Below are 19,674 nucleotides of genomic sequence, written 5' to 3'. Positions count from 1 at the left end.
AGAAACATGGAGAACATGACACTAAATCGCCGCCTCAGCCTTGGGATTGGTACGCTGGTTTTAGTTATCGTAATTTTGGCCGTTGTGTCATACCGCGCAGCGACAACAACTGCTGCGGATATGAAAGATCTAACAGATGATCATTTGCCACATTTGGTTAAAACGCAAGAAATAATTAATGATGTCAATACCATTGCGCGTTCTTTGCGAAATATGCAAATTTTGGGTAATGCCACCCCAGAAGATAAAGCCAAATCGGATGAGGAATGGGCTAGGGTTTTGGCTACTCGAGCCAATATTGGTAAAGCAGTTGAAGAAATTGAAAATCAGGCAAAAAGCATCAATGATGCTGAAGCACTTGATTACATTAACAAGCTTAAAGAGAAACGATCAATCTTCGTGGCATCGCAAGAGAAATTTAAATCCTTATTTGACTCTGGTAATGTTGCAGAGAGCCGTAGTTTTGTAATGGGCGAGTTGCGTGATTCATTTAATGGATATCGCGATGTGATTCTTGATTTTGGCAAACAAGAAAAGGATGGCGCTTTGGTTAGCGCAAAAGATTTAGAAAGCTCTGCTGAGGCTTTAAAAAATCAAATCGTAGTGACTGCCGCAATTGGTCTGATTGTAGCTGTTGTAATCGGTGCTTTATTGATTCGCCGCTTACGTCGCCAGTTGGGGGCGGACCTTGAGTACGTTCAAGTTCAAGTCGGAAAAATTGCTGATGGTGATTTAAGCCAAGATTTGAATTTAGGAGGGGCGGTAGAATCGAGTTTGCTGGCACAAATTCGTACTTTGCAATTGAAATTGCGTGATTCTGCGAAAATGGATGCAGATAATGCCAGAGTTAAAACGGCACTAGATTCAGTTTCAACCAGTGTAATGATTTCCGATGCAGATCGCAATATCATTTACTGTAACCGAGCAGTCGAAAAATTACTGCAAAATGCCGAATCAGACATTCGAAAAGATTTACCACAATTTAATGCGCGCAATGTAATTGGCGTGAATATTGATAGCTTCCACAAAAATCCGAGCCATCAACGCGGAATGCTCGATCGTCTGAATAGCGAGCATCGAACCAGCATTGTGGTTGGTGGGCGCACCTTTGCCTTAATTGTTAACCCCGTAATGAATGAGAAAAATGGTCGCGAAGGTTATGTCGTTGAATGGCTAGACCGTACGGAAGCGATTGCGGCTGAAAATCGTGAACGCAAACTGGCCGATGAAAATGCGCGTATCTTGGGGGCACTGGAAGCCACCTCGACCAACGTGATGTTGGCAGATGAAAATCGCAATATTGTATATATGAACAAGGCCGTGACGGCCATGCTTTCTCGCGTCGAGCCTGAGCTGAGAAAAGTACTACCTAACTTTAATGTCAGCAAATTGATTGGCACCAATATGGATGGCTTCCATCGTAATCCAAGCCATCAGTCTACCTTGCTAGCCAATTTGACCAACACTTACCGCTCACAAATTACCGTCGCAGGTCAAACATTCGTACTGATTGCCAACCCAGTGTTCGATGCGGCTGGCAAGCGTCTTGGCTCCGTTGTTGAATGGGTCGATCGAACCGCTGAAGTGGCTGTTGAAAATGAAGTGAATACCCTGGTGGAAGCGGCGGTAAATGGCGATTTCACCCGTCGCATCGACCCTAGTGGTAAAGATGGCTTTATGCTCAAGCTAGCTGAAGGTATGAATCAGCTGGTTAGCTCAAATGAAGCAGGAATTAGCGATGTGGCACGCGTTTTGGGTGCATTGGCGCAAGGAGATTTGACGCAAAAAATTACCGCCGATTACCGTGGTTTGCTCGGTCAATTGAAGGATGATTGCAATACTACTTGTGATCGTTTGGCTGAGATTGTGACAAATATTCAAGAGGCGGCTTCAACGATCAATGTAGCCTCGCAAGAAATTGCTGCGGGTAATAGCAATCTGTCTAGTCGCACAGAGCAGCAAGCGGCAAGTCTGGAAGAAACAGCCTCCAGCATGGAAGAGTTAACAGGAACCGTGAAGCAAAATGCGGAAAATGCCCGTCAGGCTAATCAGCTAGCTATCGGCGCTTCTGATATTGCCGTTAAAGGCGGTGATGTGGTGAGTCAGGTTGTATCAACCATGTCGGATATTAATGATTCGGCGAAAAAAATCGTCGACATTATTTCGGTGATTGATGGCATTGCCTTCCAGACCAATATCTTGGCGCTCAATGCAGCCGTCGAGGCAGCCCGAGCTGGGGAGCAAGGGCGTGGTTTTGCCGTTGTTGCGTCGGAAGTGCGCAATCTGGCTCAGCGTTCGGCGGGGGCGGCCAAAGAGATTAAAAATCTGATTGGCGATTCGGTGGTTAAAGTCGAGGCCGGTTCCAAGTTGGTTGATCAAGCTGGTCACACCATGCAGGATGTCGTGAGCGCGGTACGTCGTGTGACCGATATCATGAGCGAAATTTCTGCCGCATCCAATGAGCAAAGTGCCGGTATCGAGCAAGTGAATCAGGCTATTACTCACATGGATGAAAATACGCAACAAAATGCTGCGCTGGTTGAGCAGGCTGCTGCAGCGGCTGAAAGCTTGGAAGATCAGGCCAATAATTTAACGCAAACAGTGGGCATATTTAAATTATTGGGCGGTAAGGCGATGCAAGTTCGCCAGACGAGTCGGTCTGCCATCCCTGGCAATATTCCAAAACATACTAGTCCAACCAGTGCGGCCAAGACGGCCGCCCGCACAATTCCTAAATTAGAGAATGCAGATGATGATTGGGAAGAATTTTAAGCCCTTTCCTATTTGATGCTCTGTTTTTAGCGGCAAAGAAGGGGCTGTTTGGCCCCTTTTTTTTCGGGTATTGATGGCTCACTGGATCTAGTAGAGGGCTGGCTAGCGTAGGCAATAGGACTACGCATGACGGGTTTGGAGTACCTAAATATTTACCTCATGCTAATGATGAAAAAGTATGCAAAATGACCATGAATTTAGTTACAGCAAAACGGATTTTGCCAAAGTCGTGGAGCTGATCTATCAGCGAGCGGGTATTAGGCTGAATGAAAGTAAAGAGCAGATGGTGTATAGCCGTCTGGCCCGTAGATTGAGAGCGCTACGGATCAATACGTTCTCGGGGTATTTAAAGTCGCTTGAAAACGATCCTGATTCTCCCGAATGGCAACAATTTATTAATGCGCTGACTACCAATCTAACGTCATTTTTTCGTGAAGCGCATCACTTTGAAATCTTGGCAAGTCAAATGCAAAGCTGTGCGTCACGACCGTTTCGGATTTGGTGTGCGGCTTCGTCTACGGGTGAAGAGCCCTATTCACTCGCGATGACTGCGATCGAGGCTTATCAAATGGCGCAGCCACCGGTGGAAATTATTGCGTCTGATCTGGATACCCATGTTTTGGCGACTGCCGCTCAAGGGGTCTATACCATCGACAAGCTTGACAAGATGGACCTAGAGCGGAAACGAGGCTTTTTTTTAAAAGGCTCTCAAGCCAATGCCGGAAAAGTACGAGCAAAAAAAGCCCTCAGAGATTTAATTGAATTTAAACAAATCAATTTGCTCGATACGCGCTGGCCATTAGAGGGGCGGTTTGATGCAATTTTTTGCCGAAATGTCATGATTTATTTTGATCAGCCAACCCAAAAGGTTTTGCTGGAAAAAATTGGACACTTGCTCAAGCCCGATGGGCTGTTATATGTGGGGCATTCGGAAAACTTGCACTATATGTCGGAGTGGTACCGCTCATTTGGTAAAACAACTTATCGTTTGACCGATCGTGCCAAAGCTGCTTGGAGCAGAACATAATGGCCATGGCTGACTATGAAGAAATTTTAGCGCCAACGATTTATTTTGATAAAAATTTTTCGATTGAAGCGGCCAAAATATTGCCGGGTGAATATTACGTCACGTGCCGAGAGATGGTGCTGGTAACCGTGCTGGGCTCGTGCGTAGCTGCATGTGTGCGTGATTCGGTTTCCGGGATTGGTGGTATGAATCACTTTATGCTGCCTGAGTCACAAGAAGATATGGCCACTGTGAACGGGCTATCGACGCGGTACGGAACCTACGCGATGGAAGTTTTGATCAATCAGCTACTTAAACAGGGCGCAAAAAAAAATCGGCTTGAAGCTAAGGTGTTTGGTGGTGGCAATGTGCTACGTGGCTTTACCGTTTCAAATGTCGGTTTGAAAAATGCCGACTTTGTTAAATCATTTTTGTCGATTGAACAAATACCGATTGTGGCTGAAGATTTGCTCGACATTTTTCCGCGCAAAGTTTATTTTTTTCCAAAAACCGGCCGAGTTTTAGTGAAGAAACTCAAATCAGTTCACAATAATACCATTGTGGAACGTGAAAAAATCTATGGCTCACGCCTGACGCACATGGATCAAGGTGGCGAAATTGAGCTATTTACCTGATCAAAGCATAAATCTGAGGTAAAGAACATGGCAAAGATAAAAGTCGTGGTAGTTGATGATTCAGCCTTGATTCGCAGCTTGCTGAAAGAAGTGATTGATACCGCTGGTGATATGCAATGTGTGGCCACCGCCCCTGATCCTTTGATTGCGCGCGAGCTAATTCGCGATTTGAATCCAGATGTGATTACCCTTGATGTTGAAATGCCCAAAATGGATGGGCTGGATTTTCTCGCGCGCTTAATGCGCCTTAAGCCTACGCCAGTGTTGATGATTTCATCGTTGACCGAGCAAGGCTCCGAAGTGGCTCTGCGTGCGCTGGAGTTAGGGGCTGTGGATTTTATTGCTAAGCCGAAAATGAATATTGCGGGTAAAATCAATGAATATTCCGATGAAATTCGGGACAAAATCCGGATGGCAGCCAAAGCAAAGGTGAAATGTTTAATGCGGGAACCAATCCCTCCCAGCCATACTGCAGATGCAGTTTTGCCCAAAACCTCACGACCCCTACTGAAGTCGGAAAAGTTGATTATTGTTGGTGCTTCTACCGGCGGAACTGAGGCACTTAAAGACTTTTTGATGCCTATTCCGCCCGATGCGCCAGCAATTTTAATTACGCAGCACATGCCAGAATCATTTACCAATTCATTTGCCAAACGACTTGATTCATTGTGCCGGATCTCAGTCAAGGAAGCAGAGCACGGAGAGCGGATCTTGCCTGGGCACGCCTATATTGCTCCTGGACACTCCCATTTGCTGCTAGGGGTGTCAGGTGCCAACTATATTTGTGAGCTATCGGATGGTGCTCCGGTTAATCGACATCGCCCATCGGTCGACGTGCTGTTTCGCTCCGCCGCTAATATTGCCGGGCGAAATGCTGTCGGCGTCATTTTAACGGGGATGGGTAAGGACGGTGCGGTAGGTATGTTGGAAATGCATCAGGCTGGTGCGCATAATTTTGCTCAGGATGAGGCGAGTTGTGTGGTGTTTGGTATGCCCAAAGAGGCGATTGCAGCGGGTGGTGTTGATGAAATTGTGCCGCTTAAAGATATGACGCAAAGGGTCTTGTCCTGGATTTCAGCCAACAGTAGTCGAGCATTGAGAATTTAAAGGATAGGCATGGCTTTACCGGTACTGATTGTTGAAGATGATGATGATTTGCGTGAAGCATTAGTAGATACCCTAGAGCTGGATGGCTATGGGGTGGTTGTCGCTGAGGATGGTGTTTCTGCTCTGGCTGTTTTGGCTAGCCAACAAGTTGGCTTGGTGATTTCTGACGTTCAAATGCAGCCTATGGATGGCGAAACCCTGCTAGTCGAAATCAAAAAACACTATCCATGTTTGCCAGTCATTCTGATGACGGCTTATGGATTGATTGAACAGGCGGTCAACGCACTGCACGCAGGTGCAAGTCATTACTTGCCCAAACCATTTGAGCCTGCCGCATTGCTTGAGCAGGTGCAACGCTATCTATTGCCTGATCTGGGTGAAGATGCATTGGTGGCCGAATCGGCTGTGATGCAGCAATTGCTTGATGTAGCTCGGCGCGCGGCACAATCCGATGCGTCGATTATGCTCACTGGTGAATCGGGTGTTGGCAAGGAAATTATGGCGCGCTTTATTCATCGCCATAGTGTGCGCTCCAGTAAGCCGTTTGTAGCGATCAATTGTGCTGCGATTCCTGAGCAGTTACTCGAATCAACCCTGTTTGGCCACGAAAAAGGAGCGTTTACAGGTGCAGCCACCCATCATGTCGGCAAATTTGAGCAGGCGCAGGGCGGTACGATTTTACTGGACGAAGTGACTGAAATGCCATTGGCTTTGCAAGCCAAGTTATTGCGTGTATTGCAGGAGCGTGAGCTGGAAAGAGTGGGGGGGGTGAAGCCGATTGCACTCGATATTCGGGTGTTGGCGACTTCCAACCGAGATCTGGCCAAAGAGGTTGCCGCTGGCACTTTCCGGGAAGATTTGTATTACCGTTTGAATGTGTTCCCGTTGCAGATTCCGGCTTTGCGTGATCGATCAAGCGATGTTTTGCCATTGGCACGTAATCTGCTTGCTAGATATGCAGCGGTGCAGAAAAAACGCTCACCCGTTCTGTCTGCCTCGGCCCAACAAACGCTAGTTGCATATCATTGGCCCGGTAATATCCGTGAGTTGGACAACGTCATTCAGCGGGCTTTGATCTTGTCGCCAAGCGATGAGATTGCTGTTGAGCATCTTTTTTTGCCTGCTCAGGCGGCAAAAATTGCCGCCAATGACTTGATGCAGGAAGAAATTGCCGTGCCAAGTAATATCAAAGGCATGGAAAAAAACATGATTTTTGAGGCGCTCAAGGCTGCAGGCGGCGTGCGAAAAATCGCGGCAGAAAAACTGGGAATGAGCGAAAGAACATTACGCTATAAGCTGGCACAGTACCGCGAAGAAGATGGTGGTTTGCCAATTTAACACGACAAGGTGTAGGAAGTGCTTGCTGCAACTGGCTTGCACCCCTACAATTTTGCAAGGAAGGTAGGTAGTCATGAGCGTGCAAGGAATCGACCAGCTGCTCGGTGAATTAAGATCAATGTCCGCCTTGGCATCGGGCCAATCGGTCAATCAGCCCAATCAGGTGGTGGATGGGCCGAATTTTGCCGATGTGCTGAAAGAGTCCATTGATCAGGTAAACCAAGTGCAGCAAGAGGCTCAAACAAAGCAGGTCGCTTTTCAAGCGGGTGACCCAGATGCCAATTTGCAGGATGTCATGGTCTCGCTGCAAAAGGCCAGTTTGAGTTTTCAAACCATGGTTCAAGTTCGTAATAAGCTCGTTACTGCCTATCAGGAAGTTATGAATATGCAGGTTTAACTGCAGCACTGATATCGGTAGGGTATGGCAGAAGCGGGCGTCGCAGCAGATAACACCTTGGTGACAGCAAGTAATATCGGTGGGCTGAGGCAACGCTTCGATATGCTGCCGCCTGCGCGCAAAATGATGGCGATGGTCATGGTTGCGGTCATTATTGCAGCCATCGCAGGGTCTTTGCTATGGTCGCGTGAACCAGCTTATCGTATTCTTTTTACCAATCTGCCAGACAAAGACGGCGGCGCGATTGTCCAGTCGCTTGAGCAGATGAAAATCCCCTACAAACTCGATGCGGGCATGATTTCTGTCCCTGCAGAGAGCATCTACGACGTACGCCTCAAACTGGCCGCTCAAGGTTTGCCCAAGGCGGGAAATGTCGGTTTTGAATTGCTCGATAATCAGAAATTTGGTGTCTCGCAATTTACCGAGCAAGTCAATTATCAGCGGGCAGTTGAAGGTGAGCTGACCCGCTCGATTGAATCAATTTCCGCCGTTGATAAAGCCCGGGTTCATCTGGCTACCCCCAAGCAGACCGTCTTTCTGCGTGATCAGCAAAAGCCCTCTGCATCGATTGTGCTGACTTTACATCCAGGCCGCGTACTGGATGGCGGGCAGGTAGCCGGGATTATTCATCTGGTGTCTTCCAGTATTCCGGGTCTGCCCGTGGCGAATGTGACCGTGGTTGATCAGGACGGCAATCTGTTATCAAGATCAGCCGACCTGAATTCACGTGGTAATCTGGATCAACGCCAATTGCAGTATGTCGGGCAGATTGAGCGTGGTTTTGTTGAGCGGCTGGAAACGATTCTGGCGCCCATTGTCGGCAAAGAGAATGTACGCGCAGAAGTCACTGCGCAGGTTGATTTTGCTGAAATAGAGCAAACTTCAGAGAGTTTCAAGCCCAATTCTCCGCCCAATGCCGCAGCCATTCGTAGTCAGCAAACCATGGATCAGAGTGGTCGTTCGGCGGAAGATGCCGCAATGGGGGTGCCCGGCGCTTTATCCAATCAGCCGCCAGGTGCTGCAGCAGCACCGATTACGGCTCCTGTTGCCGCGCCGGGCGAAGCTGGTGAATCGGCGGTGACGACGGGCGTTGCTGCCAATAGTAGAAAAGAAGCTACCACCAATTATGAAGTCGATAAAACGATTCAGCATGTCAAGCAGCCCGTGGGTATCGTCAAGCGTCTTTCCGCTGCGGTTGTGCTCAATTACAAGGCAGGGAAAGACAAGGATGGCAAAGTGGCCTATGTGCCATTTACTGCGGCAGAAATGACGCAAATTAATAATCTGGTTCGCGAAGCAATCGGTTACAACAAGGACAGGGGGGATTCAGTCAATGTGGTCAATGCCGCCTTTGCCGAGTCCATCCCGCTGGAAGAAAAAGCACTTCCCGATAAGGCACTGAACTACATCCAGAGCAATGCGATGGATGTGCTAAAAATGTTTGTGATTGCGATTGCATCGCTTTATTTATTGTTCTTTGTTATCCGGCCGTTGATGAAAGACCTTACGCGTTCGCGTGAAGAAGCGCGTACGATTGAGCTTGACTTGGGTGAGCCGGGCTCAGGCAATATGTTCTCTATCGAAGGCGGGGCTGATGATAGCCCTGAAGAACAAAACAAAATGGCTGCCTTTGCGGACTTGCTGCAGCAGGCCAAAGAGCTGGCTAAAAATGATCCCCGTATGGTTGCCACCATTCTGCGTGAATGGATGACACCGCAAGACGACAAGTCTAACCCCAATAAAATATCCTAAGCGGGAGCACACAGCATGGCTGCCAATTTGAATGATGATGGCGTACATAAAAGTGCGCTGCTGCTGATGTCTTTGGGTGAAGATGCTGCGGTTGAAGTGTTCAAGTTTTTGGGCCCCAAAGAGGTGCAAAAGCTCGGCTTTGAAATGGCCAATATGAATTCGGTCAAGCGCGAGGAGATGGATGCGGTGCTGGGTGATTTTATCGCCGCTACACAAAATCGTGCCAATCTGGGCGCTGCAGATGAATACATTCGCTCGGTTCTGACCAAAGCGCTGGGCACCGACAAAGCTGCCAATTTGCTGGATCGTATCTTGCAGGGCAATGACAACAACGGGATCGAGTCACTTAAATGGATGGATTCGGCCGCCGTAGCTGAGCTCATCCGCAACGAACACCCGCAGATTATTGCCACGATTCTGGTTCATCTGGAGCCTGATCAGTCGTCCGAAATCATGAGCAATTTCCCCGAGCGTGTGCGCAATGACGTATTGCTGCGGATTGCCACGCTGGAAGGTGTTCAGCCGGCTGCGTTGAAAGAGCTGAACGATGTCCTGACGCAATTGCTCTCCGGTTCGGACAAACTCAAAAAGAGTGCAATTGGTGGGGTGCAAATGGCCGCCGATATCCTCAACTTTATGGGTGGGGTGGTCGAAGCTTCTGCAGTGGCCAATATTCGCGAATACGATCCCGAACTGGCACAGAAAATCCAGGACAAAATGTTTACCTTTGACAATGTGCTGGATATTGATGACCGCGGTATCCAGTTGCTGATGCGTGAGGTTCAGTCCGATTCGCTGATTATTGCCCTGAAAGGCACCAGCCAGGCCTTGCGTGAAAAAATCTTCAAAAACATGTCGCAACGGGCGGCAGAAATGTTGCGCGAAGATCTGGAGGCCAAGGGCCCGGTTAAACTCTCCGAAGTGGAAGGCGAGCAAAAAGAAATTCTTAAAATCGTTCGTCGACTGGCTGATGAAGGGCAGATTGTCCTTGGTGGTAGCGGCGGCGAAGGCATGATCGAGTAAGGATAAGTAGTGTCAGGTCCACAACGCCGTATTATTCCCAGTGAAGAGCTGACCGAGTTTCAACGCTGGCAGTTCAATTCCTTGCTCGATAAAGCCGTGCCAGAAGAGCAGCAAGCGCCAGAGTTCATCGCTGCCGAGCCCGCCGAGGATGTGCCCGGACTCGAGCAAGCTGAAACCCAAGAGCCGATCGAGCCGGAAATCAATCTGTCGGCTGAGCCGGTTTCTACACAAGATATAGCGAACGCCATGCCATACCCGACGGCGGAAGAAATCGAAGCGATTCAGCAACAGGCCCATGAAGAAGGCTATCAGGCTGGTTTGGCGGAAGGGCGTGTGCAGTCTGCGGCCGAGTTGCAGCAACTGACTGGCTTGTTGGCTGCGCTGACAGACACCATGCAACAGACCGAGACGGCTTTGGCTGACTCGGTGCTTGAGCTGGCTTTGCTGGTGGCCCAGCAAATGATTGGTGACGAACTGCGTCAGCATCCCAAGCAATTGCTGGCACCGATTCGTGATGCACTGTCGGCGATTCCAACCCCCACTAGCCCGGCTAAGCTGTTTCTGTCGCCCGATGATCTGCAGCTGCTGGAGCAAGATCTGCAATATGAGCTGCCGGCAGATGTCTGGAAACTGCTTCCCGATCAGCAAATGTCTTCCGGCAGTTGCCGGATTGAAACCCCCAACACCCAGCTTGAATTCTCACTGGCTAGCCGCTGGAAAAAAATAACCGGGGTATTGGGTGCCAAGTCAGTCCCTGATTTTCCTGTAGGGCAATACGGGGGTGATGTATTGCCTGCCGAATTTGCCTCTTTAGCGACACTGGATGTTGCTGCCAGCACCTCTGACACAGCATCCATCATTACCCCTTCCGCTCGTCCTGACACCGATGACGCCAACACTTAATTCTATCCGAAGCTATCTGCAAGATTGTGCTTCGGCGGTGTCCACGGTAAAGCCTTGGCTGCCGCGTGGCCGCCTGACCCGGGTATCCGGGCTGGTGCTCGAAGCTGTGGGGCTGCGTTTGCCAATTGGTGCTTCATGCGATGTGATGACGCCCGGCGGGCATCCGGTGGAGGCGGTGGTCGTTGGCTTTCAGGAGCAGCGCCTATTCCTGATGCCGATTGCCGAGGTGTATGGTATCGAACCCGGTGCCAGCGTCATGCCACGCGAGGATATAGCCGCCTGGAAGCCCCAGTTGGGCAATCCACGGCCCGCCCAGCGTCGGGTTGAAGATCACGGCCGGCAGGTGCCTGTCGGTTGGGGCTTGCTGGGGCGGATTCTGGATGGTCTGGGTCGCCCGCTGGATGGCAAGGGGCCGGTGAATAACGAAGCGTATTACCCGCTGTTTTCACGTGCGTATAACCCGATGGACCGAGAGCCGGTGCGCACAGTAATGGATGTCGGTGTCCGCGCCATCAATGCCATGCTCACTGTCGGGCGCGGCCAGCGCTTGGGCTTGTTTGCTGGCTCAGGGGTGGGTAAATCGGTGCTCTTGGGGATGATGGCCCGCTATACTGCCGCCGATGTGGTGGTCGTGGGCCTGATCGGCGAGCGTGGCCGCGAAGTGAAAGATTTTATCGAGAATATTCTGGGTGACGAAGGCCGCGCGCGCAGTGTCGTGGTCGCCGCCCCCGCCGATACACCGCCGCTATTGCGGCTGTATGGGGCCGCCTATGCAACCAGTATTGCCGAATATTTTCGTGATCAGGGCAAGAATGTCCTGCTGATTATGGATTCGCTGACGCGCTATGCCATGGCACAACGCGAAATTGCGCTGGCGGTGGGCGAGCCGCCCGCCACCAAAGGCTATCCCGCCTCGGTCTTTGCCCGCTTGCCGCAGCTGGTCGAGCGGGCCGGTAATGGCCGGGAAGGTGGTGGCTCGATCACCGCGTTTTATACCGTCCTTTCCGAAGGCGATGATCAGCAAGACCCGATCGCCGATAATGCCCGCGCCATTCTGGATGGCCACTTTGTTTTGAGCCGCCAGCTTGCAGAATCGGGGCATTATCCGGCAATCGACATTGAAGCCTCGATTTCGCGAGTGATGCACGACATTATCAGCCACCAGGAATTTGAAATGGTGCGCCGTTTCAAATTCCTGTACTCGCGCTATCAGCGCAGCAAAGACCTGATCAGCGTTGGTGCTTACGTGCCCGGCTCCGATCCTGTGCTCGATGATGCCATTCGTCGTCACCCCAGCTTTGAGGCTTTTCTGCAGCAATCGATCAATGAGCAGGAAGGCTACGACGGCGCTAGAATGAAACTGGCTCAGCTGTTTGCTTAGGGTCTGTTGACGTTTGGTTTGCTGTCGCGCTGGCGCGAGTTTTGATTGGATGAATACTGATTGTGGCCGCTTTTCGTTTTGCCTTTTTATTGCAGCTCGCGCAGGATGAACGCGAAGAAGCTTCACGCGCCATGCAAAGCGCGCAAGCTGCTTGGCTGCTGGCTAAATCTAAGCTGGAGCAAGTCGATGGTTTTCGCACCGAATACCGAGCCAGACTGGCCAACAGCGCACAGACCGGCATTTCGGTGACCCAGTGGCGTGATTTTCAGCTATTTCTTGCCAAGCTGGATGCTGCAGCCATTCAGCAAGGTGATGAAGTAAGCCGTCTTGAGCTGGAGTACGAACGACGAAAAACCGATTGGCTAGCGTGCGAAAAAAAGGTCAAAGCCTTTGATGCCTTGCGCGTACGGCACGAGCAAAATGAAATGAGAAAAGAAAACCAGCGCGAACAAAAAATTCTGGATGAATTCAATAGCCGGATCAAACCTGACACTTCTTCGTTCTAATGAAAATCCGGATATAGTTTATTGAGCGCGATAACACGTAGGAATATCAAATTCCTTTAACTTCACGATGAGTTTTGCTGCTTGCAGGCAAGCCAGTCATTCTGACTTACCTGCAATTGGCCGGGAGGGTAGCACCTGTTTAGGCTAAACCAGATGCCGTGCACTGCACTTAGGCTTGTTGCGCACGCTCGTAGCTGGTCATGATTTCGGCTTCAGCGGCAGCTTTGTCGCCCCAGCCTGTTACCTTAACCCATTTGCCTTTTTCCAGATCTTTGTAGTGCTCGAAGTAGTGTTTCACCTGAGCCAACAGCAACTCTGGCAAGTCTTCCAGTTTTTCGATGTGCGCAAACATTGCACAAACTTTCGGTACTGGCACGGCGATGACTTTCGCGTCCATTCCGGCTTCGTCTTCCATGCCCAATACGCCAATCGCGCGGCATTTGATCACCATGCCAGGTGCCAATGGGAATGGGGTGTAAACCAGCACGTCAACAGGATCGCCATCGAGTGACAGTGTGTGCGGTACAAAACCGTAGTTCATCGGATAGGACATTGACGTGCCCACGAAACGGTCAACGATGATCGCGCCGGATTCTTTGTCGAATTCGTATTTTACCGGTGGTGCATTGGCTGGGATTTCGATGATGACGTTGAAATCTTCCGGCAGGTTTTTACCCGCTGCAATTTTGCTGATGTCCATGAGCTTCAAATCCTGAGGTTTTAAGTTTGAAAAACCCCGCAATTATATACGCGCCGCAGTGCAAACCGATAGCACGGCGTGCAGCTTGCGGCGGATTCTGCGCCCAAATTCGGGACGGCTGGCTGCCAGTTTGCGCTGGGGCGCATAAATGGCGGGTGATTGCGGGTTTTAAAACTTGTTCAGCTTTAATCTGGCGCTGACTTTTGCACTGCAGCAATATATGTGGCAAAGCGGATATGGCAAATCGGGCGCAGCATATACAATTAAAGCCTGCCGCATTATTGGGAATACCTGCATGAAACCTCATTATTTAGCCCCTTTGTTTGACCCGCGTACGATTGCCGTGATTGGCGGCTCGGAAACGCCCGGTTCGGTGGGTGAAAAGGTCATGCGCAATCTGGTTGAGTCGGCGTACACCGGCAAGGTTTTTCCGGTAAATCTGCGCAGCCAGACGGTATTTGGCCTCAATACGGTAAAAACAATTGCCAAGGTGCCGGAAAAAGTGGACCTGGCGATTTTAACGACGCCCAGCAAAACATTGCCCGAGCTGATCGAAGGCTGTGGCAAGCTGGGCATTCGCTTTGTCATGATCATGTCGTGGGATTTTGTCGGCACCGATGCCAAGGGCAAGGTGATTCTGGATAAATTGCTGGCGCGTGCGCGCCAGTACGGTATGCGGATTCTGGGGCCGACGGCCTTTGGTTTTGTGCGTGCGCCGAGCAAACTGCTGGCGTGCAATTATCAGGGCAAGGTGAAAAACGGCAGCATGGCGCTGGTATCGCAATCGTCAGCCGTCACCTCGGCGATTCTGGATTGGGCCGAGTCGCACGATCTGGGCTTCTCGTCGGTCGTCTCGCTGGGAACCGCTGCCGATATTGATGTCGGCGATGTGCTGGATTTTCTGGTTGCCGACCCAAAAACCAAATCGATTTTGCTCTACATCGAAGATTTGAAAGACGCGCGGCTTTTTATGTCGGCGCTGCGGGCTGCATCACGCTCCAAAGCGGTGCTGGCGCTCAAGGTCGGGCGATATGACCGCGGGCAGCGCATCGGGCGCACGCATTCGGAGCGCCTGATTGGTAGCGATGATGTGTTTGATGTGGCGCTCAAACGTGCCGGGGTTTTGCGCCTGCATTCGATTAACCAGCTCTTTACCGCGGCACGTGTGCTCGATGGTTCGTACAAAACCAAAGGTCGCCGCCTAGCGATTATCACCAATGGGATTGGTGCGGGCATGATGGCGGTTGACCGGGCGTATGATCTGCATGTGCAACTGCCGCGCCTGAGCGATGCAACGATCGCCGAGCTGGATGCGCTGCTGCCGCCGCAGGCGCAGCACCATAATCCGGTCGATATTCTGGGTGATGCGGGGGCGGATCGCTTCAAGGCGGCGACTGAGATCGTTTTGCGCGATCCGGGTATTGATGGTGTGCTGGTGGTGTTTACCCCGCAGGCGGGCACCGACGATATTGCCACGGCGCAGGCGATGATCGAGCTGCGCAAATGCAATGACAAGCCGATTTTGCTGTCGTGGATTGGTGGCAAAAAAGTCGAGGCCAGCCGAAAATTACTGTCGAAGGCGCAGTGCGCGCATTTCAGCGCACCGGAAAACGCGGTCGAGGTGTTTTACTCGCTCGCGTCATGGCAGTACAACCAGCAGCTCTTATTGCAAACACCATCGCCGATTGGCGAGATGGAAGCGCCCGATTTTGAAACGGCGCGGATGATTATTGATGGCGTGCTGGCCAGTGGCCGCGAAGTGCTCGACGAAGTTGAATCCAAAGCCATGCTGCGCGCCTTTCATATTCCCGTGTCGCAAACCCTGCGCGCCAAAACTGCCGATGATGCAGTCACTGCCGCGATGGGGTTGGGATTGCCGATTGCGCTGAAAATCGACGCCGAAGTCGTGCTGCATAAAACCGATATTGATGGTGTGGTGCTTAACCTCAATAGCCTGGTTCAGGTGGCCACCGAGTCCAATAAAATGCTCGCCCGTGCGCACAGCTTGCTGGGGCCCGAGCATGTGCGCGGCTTGGTGATTCAACCCATGCACGGCAAAAAAAGTGGGCGCGAGCTGATGGTGGGGGTGTCACGCGATCGCTCATTCGGCCCGGTGATCACCTTCGGCTTTGGCGGTGTAACTGTGGAGGTATTTAATGACGTGGCAGTCTCGCTGCCGCCTCTGAATGAATACCTCGCCGATAATCTGATTCGCCGCACCCGCGTCAAGGCCATGCTGGGGGCGTTTCGCAATCAGGCGCCCGTTGATCTGGACGCGGTGAAAATGGTGCTGATGCGCGTCTCGGAAATGGTCTGCGAATTGCCACAAATCCAGCAAATGGACATCAACCCGCTCATTGCCGACGAGCATGGCGTCATTGCGGTGGACGCCCGCATTATTATTGCCCCGGTTTCCGAGCAGGCACGCCGTTACAGCCATATGGCGATTCACCCTTATCCGGCGCATCTGGCCAGCGTGACGCAGCTGAAAAACGGCATGCCGATGGCCTTGCGCCCAATCCGCCCTGAAGACGCCGAGCTGGTTGCCACTTTTGTTAGCAATCTATCCGACGAAAGCCGCTACAACCGGTTTATGAGTACGCTCAAAACCTTGCCGCAAGCCTTGCTGGCGCGCTTTACCCAGCTGGACTACACCCGCGAAATGGCGATTGTGGCCACCGTGGAAACCGGCGGTGGTGAAATGATCATCGGCGTGGCACGCTTTACCGCCAACCCCGATCGCGATAGCTGTGAATTTGCCGTGGTGATCGATGACCGCTGGCAGGGCAAAGGGCTGGGCGGGCGTTTGATGGATGCACTATTTAATGCTGCACGCGATATGAATCTGAAAGTGATCGAAGGTGAAGTGCTGAGCAGTAATAAAACCATGCTGGCATTTATGAAGCATCTGGGCTTTAGCATTGGCCCGCACCCGGATGACGATGGCTTGAAATGGGTGGTGAAGCCTTTGCAATAACCCCTATGGCGCTGCAATATTTGTGTTTATTTTTCAAATGAATAGCTAATTATTCTGGCCAAAGTATTGCCAAAGCGGCGCTCTTGATGAATAATCCGCCCTCTAAACCAGTTACCTGCCCAGGTGGCGAAATGGTAGACGCAGGGGACTCAAAATCCCCCGCCGCAAGGTGTGTCGGTTCGAGTCCGACCCTGGGCACCATCACTGCAGCAAACCGGAATGTTTACCAATCCGGACAGCCCAGCCCTGCTGGGCTTTTTGCTTTCTAGCGATTTAACTTTCCGCTGCCCTCCAGCCTCGCTCTCCTTAATCCCCTCTCTGTTTGATCTGCTTACTGCTAGCAAGAGGGTATATTCGTCAAGCCATTTCCTGTTAAGCTCCCCTGTGATATACATCCAGTATGTATTGTTTTCGCAGAATTAAGCCTAGTTTGCGGTCGCCAGTGCTGATAAGACCTGTTGATTGCGAATTCGATTCTAACCAGCTGCTCGCCATTGGCCAGAGCACCAGCCCGATTTGCTCAAACCAATTAATTCGCGTTTTGTCAGCACTGCACATAACTTCTGTCCGCAAAATTTTGCGCGGAGAATTGACAATGAGCTTGGCCAGAGAGGCTCGGCTAGGCTTGCGACAGATGTGCAGCCAGTCCGCGCCGTGGCGCTGGTTCTACCGCTGGTGCGTATCCCAGCCGTGCCCACATTTGTACGGTTTGGCCCGGTTGGCTGGCGTCGAGCAGGCGATGAATGGCGGTGTAGTTGTCACGCTGCTCGGGGTATTCCTGCAAAGCCTGTTGCAAGGGATGCATCGACAGCCCGAACGCCGTGGCAGCGAGCTGGGCGCGGACATAGGCGCGCCCCGCCTGCAATTGCGTGTGCCTATCGTTGCGCTCGCTGACCAGCCAGAAAAATGCCGGCGTGGCGGCGATTTTGGCTTGGAATTTCTCAATCTGCCCGCTAATTTCCGAACTATCGGGCGCAGAAGCTTTACTGCGGTCAAATAGGCCGGTTGCGGTGAGTACACGCACGAAGGGATCATTGAGCGATAAACCATCCCGGTGTTTGGCAATTTCTGCTGGCCCGACACGCAGCACCTTGTACGACTCCAGCAAGGTGCGCGGTGTGCTCAGCTCAACGCGCCAGGCCTCGTTGGCAATCTGTCGATGGCGGGCCATATTGACTTCGGTGCTGAGAATAAAGCCGCAGCGAACCGGATAAGCGGCGGTGCTGGCCGCGATGGCCAGCAGTGCTTTGGCATCCGGGTCTCTGGCTTCATAGAGCGAGCGATTGGTGCGGCGCTGGAAGATTTGCGCAAACAGCGGATCGGGTCGTAGCGATGCGTCGGCAATCAGGCGGATGCTGGCAGTCGGGCGTTCATCGACCTGGTTTGCCGCAAATTCGCCTTCGGGAAAGGGCGTGACTTCGGCACGATAGCCGCGCTGCTGAGCGGCAATGGCCAGGATTTCGATAAAAGTGCCCTGACTCATGACCATCTGGCGGCCAAATGGATCGGTTTCCGGCAGCAAGCGGTGCTGATCCATACGCAGCAAAATGGTGTCCGGGATTTCCAGATTCACCAGCCACGATTGCAGATTGTGCGAGTGCGGCGCCAGCAGCGCGTGCGAGAGTATCCAGTGGCGCAAATCCAGCGATGCAGCGGGTTGCTGCCAGGCCGCAATGGCCTCGGCGGGCAAGGCCGAGCTGCAGCCGACCAGCGGCAGAGTGGCTGCGGCAATCAGGCCACCGCCAAATAAACGAAGCCATTCACGACGATGCATGATTTTCTCCCAAAGTAGATGATGATGCGGGCAAGGCTGATGCCTTAATCCACCCCGACACGCCGGTTGTGGCGGGGGCGTGCTTGCATTGTGAAATCCCGCTCATCTATTTACAATGAAATAAACTATCTGCTCAGTTATTCAAAAATGAATGAATATGATTTTCCATGGGATCACGTCCAGTCATTTCTGGCGACGTTGGAGCACGGCAGCCTGATGGCTGCGGCGCGTGTCAGCGGCGTTAGCCAGCCCACATTGGGGCGGCATATTGCCGAGCTGGAGGCGCGCTGGCGCATTGTGTTGTTCGAGCGCACCGGGCGTGGGCTGACCCCTACTGTGCATGCGCTGCGGCTGGCCGAAACGGCGCGTGCCATGGCCGAACAGGCCGCGCAGCTTGGGCGGCTGGCCACCGGTGCAGAGCGCTCGCTGCAGGGCAGGGTGCGTGTAACGGCCAGCCAAACCGTGGCCTGTGTGTTGCTGCCGCCCGTGCTGGCGCAATTGCGGCAGACTTATCCGGACATTGAAATCGAATTGCTGGTGAGCAATACGGTGTCCAATTTACTGCGCCGGGAGGCCGATATTGCGCTACGGATGATGCGCCCGCAGCAAAGCACGCTGGTCGCACGCAAAATCGCTGAAATCCCGATTTATGCCTGCGCGCATCAGCAGTATTTGCGTCAGCGCGGCGTGCCGCTGCAATTTGCCGATCTGTTGGGGCATGATCTGATTACCGGCGATGCGAATGATGAAGTGACGCCAGCCATTTCTGCCTATGGCCTGACGGTGGAAAAGCTGCGTTTTGGCTTGCGTTCGGACGATCTGCTGGCGCAATGGCAGGCTGTGCGCGCGGGGTTGGGCGTGGGGTTTGCGACCGGTTTTATTCTGCGCACCGATCCACAGGTGCAGATGCTGCTGCCCGAGCTGCCTTTGCCCAGATTGCCGATCTGGTTGACGGTGCACCGCGAATTGCACACCAGCGCCCGTATTCGGGCAGTGTATGATTTTCTGGCGCATCACCTGCCGCTGGCGCTAGATCAAGCACCGCAAGATGCAGCCTAGTACGCTGTCAGAACGGATGGTCTAGTGATGGCAGAGAACGTCGGTGTTTAACCAGATTGGCGGGCGAGCGCTTCGCGTAGCTCTTCAATACTCAAGCCGCTGTTGGCGATCATTTGCTGCAAATCCTGCGCCAGCTCACGCTTTTGTTTTAAGCGTTTGATTTTGTCGCCAACGCTGGGCGCAGGCTTGGCTTCGGCCGGATCGGCGGTGTTCTGGGTGCGCTCGCTGGCGCTGATAAACAGGCTCTCGGGATGGGGTAGTGCGGATGCCATGGCAATAATGAGTGATCCTGTGCAACAAGGTGGGAGATGCAATGACGGAAAGATGGCGCTAAATGCTTACAA

16 protein-coding genes and 1 tRNA gene are annotated in these 19,674 nt (G+C 52.1%); 14 read left to right on the top strand and 3 right to left on the bottom strand.

Annotation, left to right across the window (positions count from 1 at the left end):
• Nucleotides 1-6 precede the first annotated feature (6 nt).
• From FLS37_RS17065 to fliJ, 11 genes are all read left to right on the top strand, one after another.
• Nucleotides 7-2,772, top strand: coding sequence for a methyl-accepting chemotaxis protein (locus tag FLS37_RS17065; protein WP_157313978.1), 2,766 nt, complete (start codon nucleotides 7-9; stop codon nucleotides 2,770-2,772).
• Between the two features lie 178 nt (nucleotides 2,773-2,950).
• The gene (locus tag FLS37_RS00540) at nucleotides 2,951-3,799 is read left to right on the top strand and encodes a CheR family methyltransferase (RefSeq protein WP_157313977.1); all 849 of its coding nucleotides are present in this window, start codon (nucleotides 2,951-2,953) and stop codon (nucleotides 3,797-3,799) included.
• A complete protein-coding gene (gene cheD, locus FLS37_RS00535; protein WP_198314425.1) occupies nucleotides 3,799-4,413 on the top strand; it encodes a chemoreceptor glutamine deamidase CheD in 615 nt (204 codons plus the stop codon). The genes FLS37_RS00540 and cheD overlap by 1 nt, the downstream gene beginning before the upstream one ends.
• 27 nt (nucleotides 4,414-4,440) lie before the next feature.
• On the top strand, nucleotides 4,441-5,520 hold the full coding sequence (locus FLS37_RS00530; RefSeq protein ID WP_157313976.1) for a chemotaxis response regulator protein-glutamate methylesterase: 1,080 nt from the start codon (nucleotides 4,441-4,443) through the stop codon (nucleotides 5,518-5,520).
• 9 nt (nucleotides 5,521-5,529) lie between these two features.
• Entirely contained in the window at nucleotides 5,530-6,858 is a 1,329-nt protein-coding gene (locus FLS37_RS00525; protein WP_157313975.1) for a sigma-54 dependent transcriptional regulator, read from the top strand.
• Nucleotides 6,859-6,931: 73 nt separating this feature from the next.
• On the top strand, nucleotides 6,932-7,255 hold the full coding sequence (fliE, locus tag FLS37_RS00520; RefSeq protein WP_157313974.1) for a flagellar hook-basal body complex protein FliE: 324 nt from the start codon (nucleotides 6,932-6,934) through the stop codon (nucleotides 7,253-7,255).
• 24 nt (nucleotides 7,256-7,279) lie between these two features.
• Entirely contained in the window at nucleotides 7,280-9,007 is a 1,728-nt protein-coding gene (fliF, locus tag FLS37_RS00515) for a flagellar basal-body MS-ring/collar protein FliF (protein WP_157313973.1), read from the top strand.
• A gap of 15 nt (nucleotides 9,008-9,022) precedes the next feature.
• Nucleotides 9,023-10,030: a flagellar motor switch protein FliG gene (fliG, locus tag FLS37_RS00510; protein WP_198314424.1), complete on the top strand. Its 1,008-nt coding sequence runs from the start codon at nucleotides 9,023-9,025 to the stop codon at nucleotides 10,028-10,030.
• Between the two features lie 9 nt (nucleotides 10,031-10,039).
• Nucleotides 10,040-10,933, top strand: coding sequence for a FliH/SctL family protein (locus tag FLS37_RS00505; RefSeq protein ID WP_157313972.1), 894 nt, complete (start codon nucleotides 10,040-10,042; stop codon nucleotides 10,931-10,933).
• On the top strand, nucleotides 10,917-12,314 hold the full coding sequence (fliI, locus tag FLS37_RS00500) for a flagellar protein export ATPase FliI (protein WP_157313971.1): 1,398 nt from the start codon (nucleotides 10,917-10,919) through the stop codon (nucleotides 12,312-12,314). Before FLS37_RS00505 ends, fliI begins: the two co-directional genes overlap by 17 nt.
• A gap of 62 nt (nucleotides 12,315-12,376) precedes the next feature.
• Entirely contained in the window at nucleotides 12,377-12,820 is a 444-nt protein-coding gene (gene fliJ, locus FLS37_RS00495; RefSeq protein ID WP_157313970.1) for a flagellar export protein FliJ, read from the top strand.
• Nucleotides 12,821-12,989: 169 nt separating this feature from the next.
• On the opposite strand, the gene ppa is transcribed toward fliJ, so the two are convergent.
• On the bottom strand, nucleotides 12,990-13,520 hold the full coding sequence (gene ppa, locus FLS37_RS00490) for an inorganic diphosphatase (RefSeq protein ID WP_157313969.1): 531 nt from the start codon (nucleotides 13,518-13,520) through the stop codon (nucleotides 12,990-12,992).
• 295 nt (nucleotides 13,521-13,815) lie between these two features.
• On the opposite strand from ppa, the gene FLS37_RS00485 reads away from it, so the two are divergent.
• Both FLS37_RS00485 and FLS37_RS00480 read left to right on the top strand, forming a co-directional pair.
• Entirely contained in the window at nucleotides 13,816-16,497 is a 2,682-nt protein-coding gene (locus tag FLS37_RS00485; RefSeq protein ID WP_157313968.1) for a bifunctional acetate--CoA ligase family protein/GNAT family N-acetyltransferase, read from the top strand.
• Nucleotides 16,498-16,614: 117 nt separating this feature from the next.
• Nucleotides 16,615-16,698 (top strand) — tRNA-Leu (locus tag FLS37_RS00480).
• Between the two features lie 418 nt (nucleotides 16,699-17,116).
• Here the strand turns inward: FLS37_RS00480 and FLS37_RS00475 are convergent.
• Nucleotides 17,117-18,271, bottom strand: coding sequence for a twin-arginine translocation pathway signal protein (locus FLS37_RS00475; RefSeq protein WP_157313967.1), 1,155 nt, complete (start codon nucleotides 18,269-18,271; stop codon nucleotides 17,117-17,119).
• A gap of 147 nt (nucleotides 18,272-18,418) precedes the next feature.
• On the opposite strand from FLS37_RS00475, the gene FLS37_RS00470 reads away from it, so the two are divergent.
• Nucleotides 18,419-19,330, top strand: a complete 912-nt coding sequence (locus tag FLS37_RS00470) for a LysR family transcriptional regulator (RefSeq protein ID WP_157313966.1) — start codon at nucleotides 18,419-18,421, stop codon at nucleotides 19,328-19,330.
• Nucleotides 19,331-19,377: 47 nt separating this feature from the next.
• On the opposite strand, the gene FLS37_RS00465 is transcribed toward FLS37_RS00470, so the two are convergent.
• A complete protein-coding gene (locus FLS37_RS00465; protein WP_157313965.1) occupies nucleotides 19,378-19,602 on the bottom strand; it encodes a hypothetical protein in 225 nt (74 codons plus the stop codon).
• Nucleotides 19,603-19,674 lie beyond the last annotated feature (72 nt).

Source organism: Chitinibacter sp. GC72 (genome assembly GCF_009760905.1).
Taxonomy (GTDB): Bacteria; Pseudomonadota; Gammaproteobacteria; order Burkholderiales; family Chitinibacteraceae; genus Chitinibacter.
This window is presented reverse-complemented; position numbering and strand designations above follow the sequence as displayed.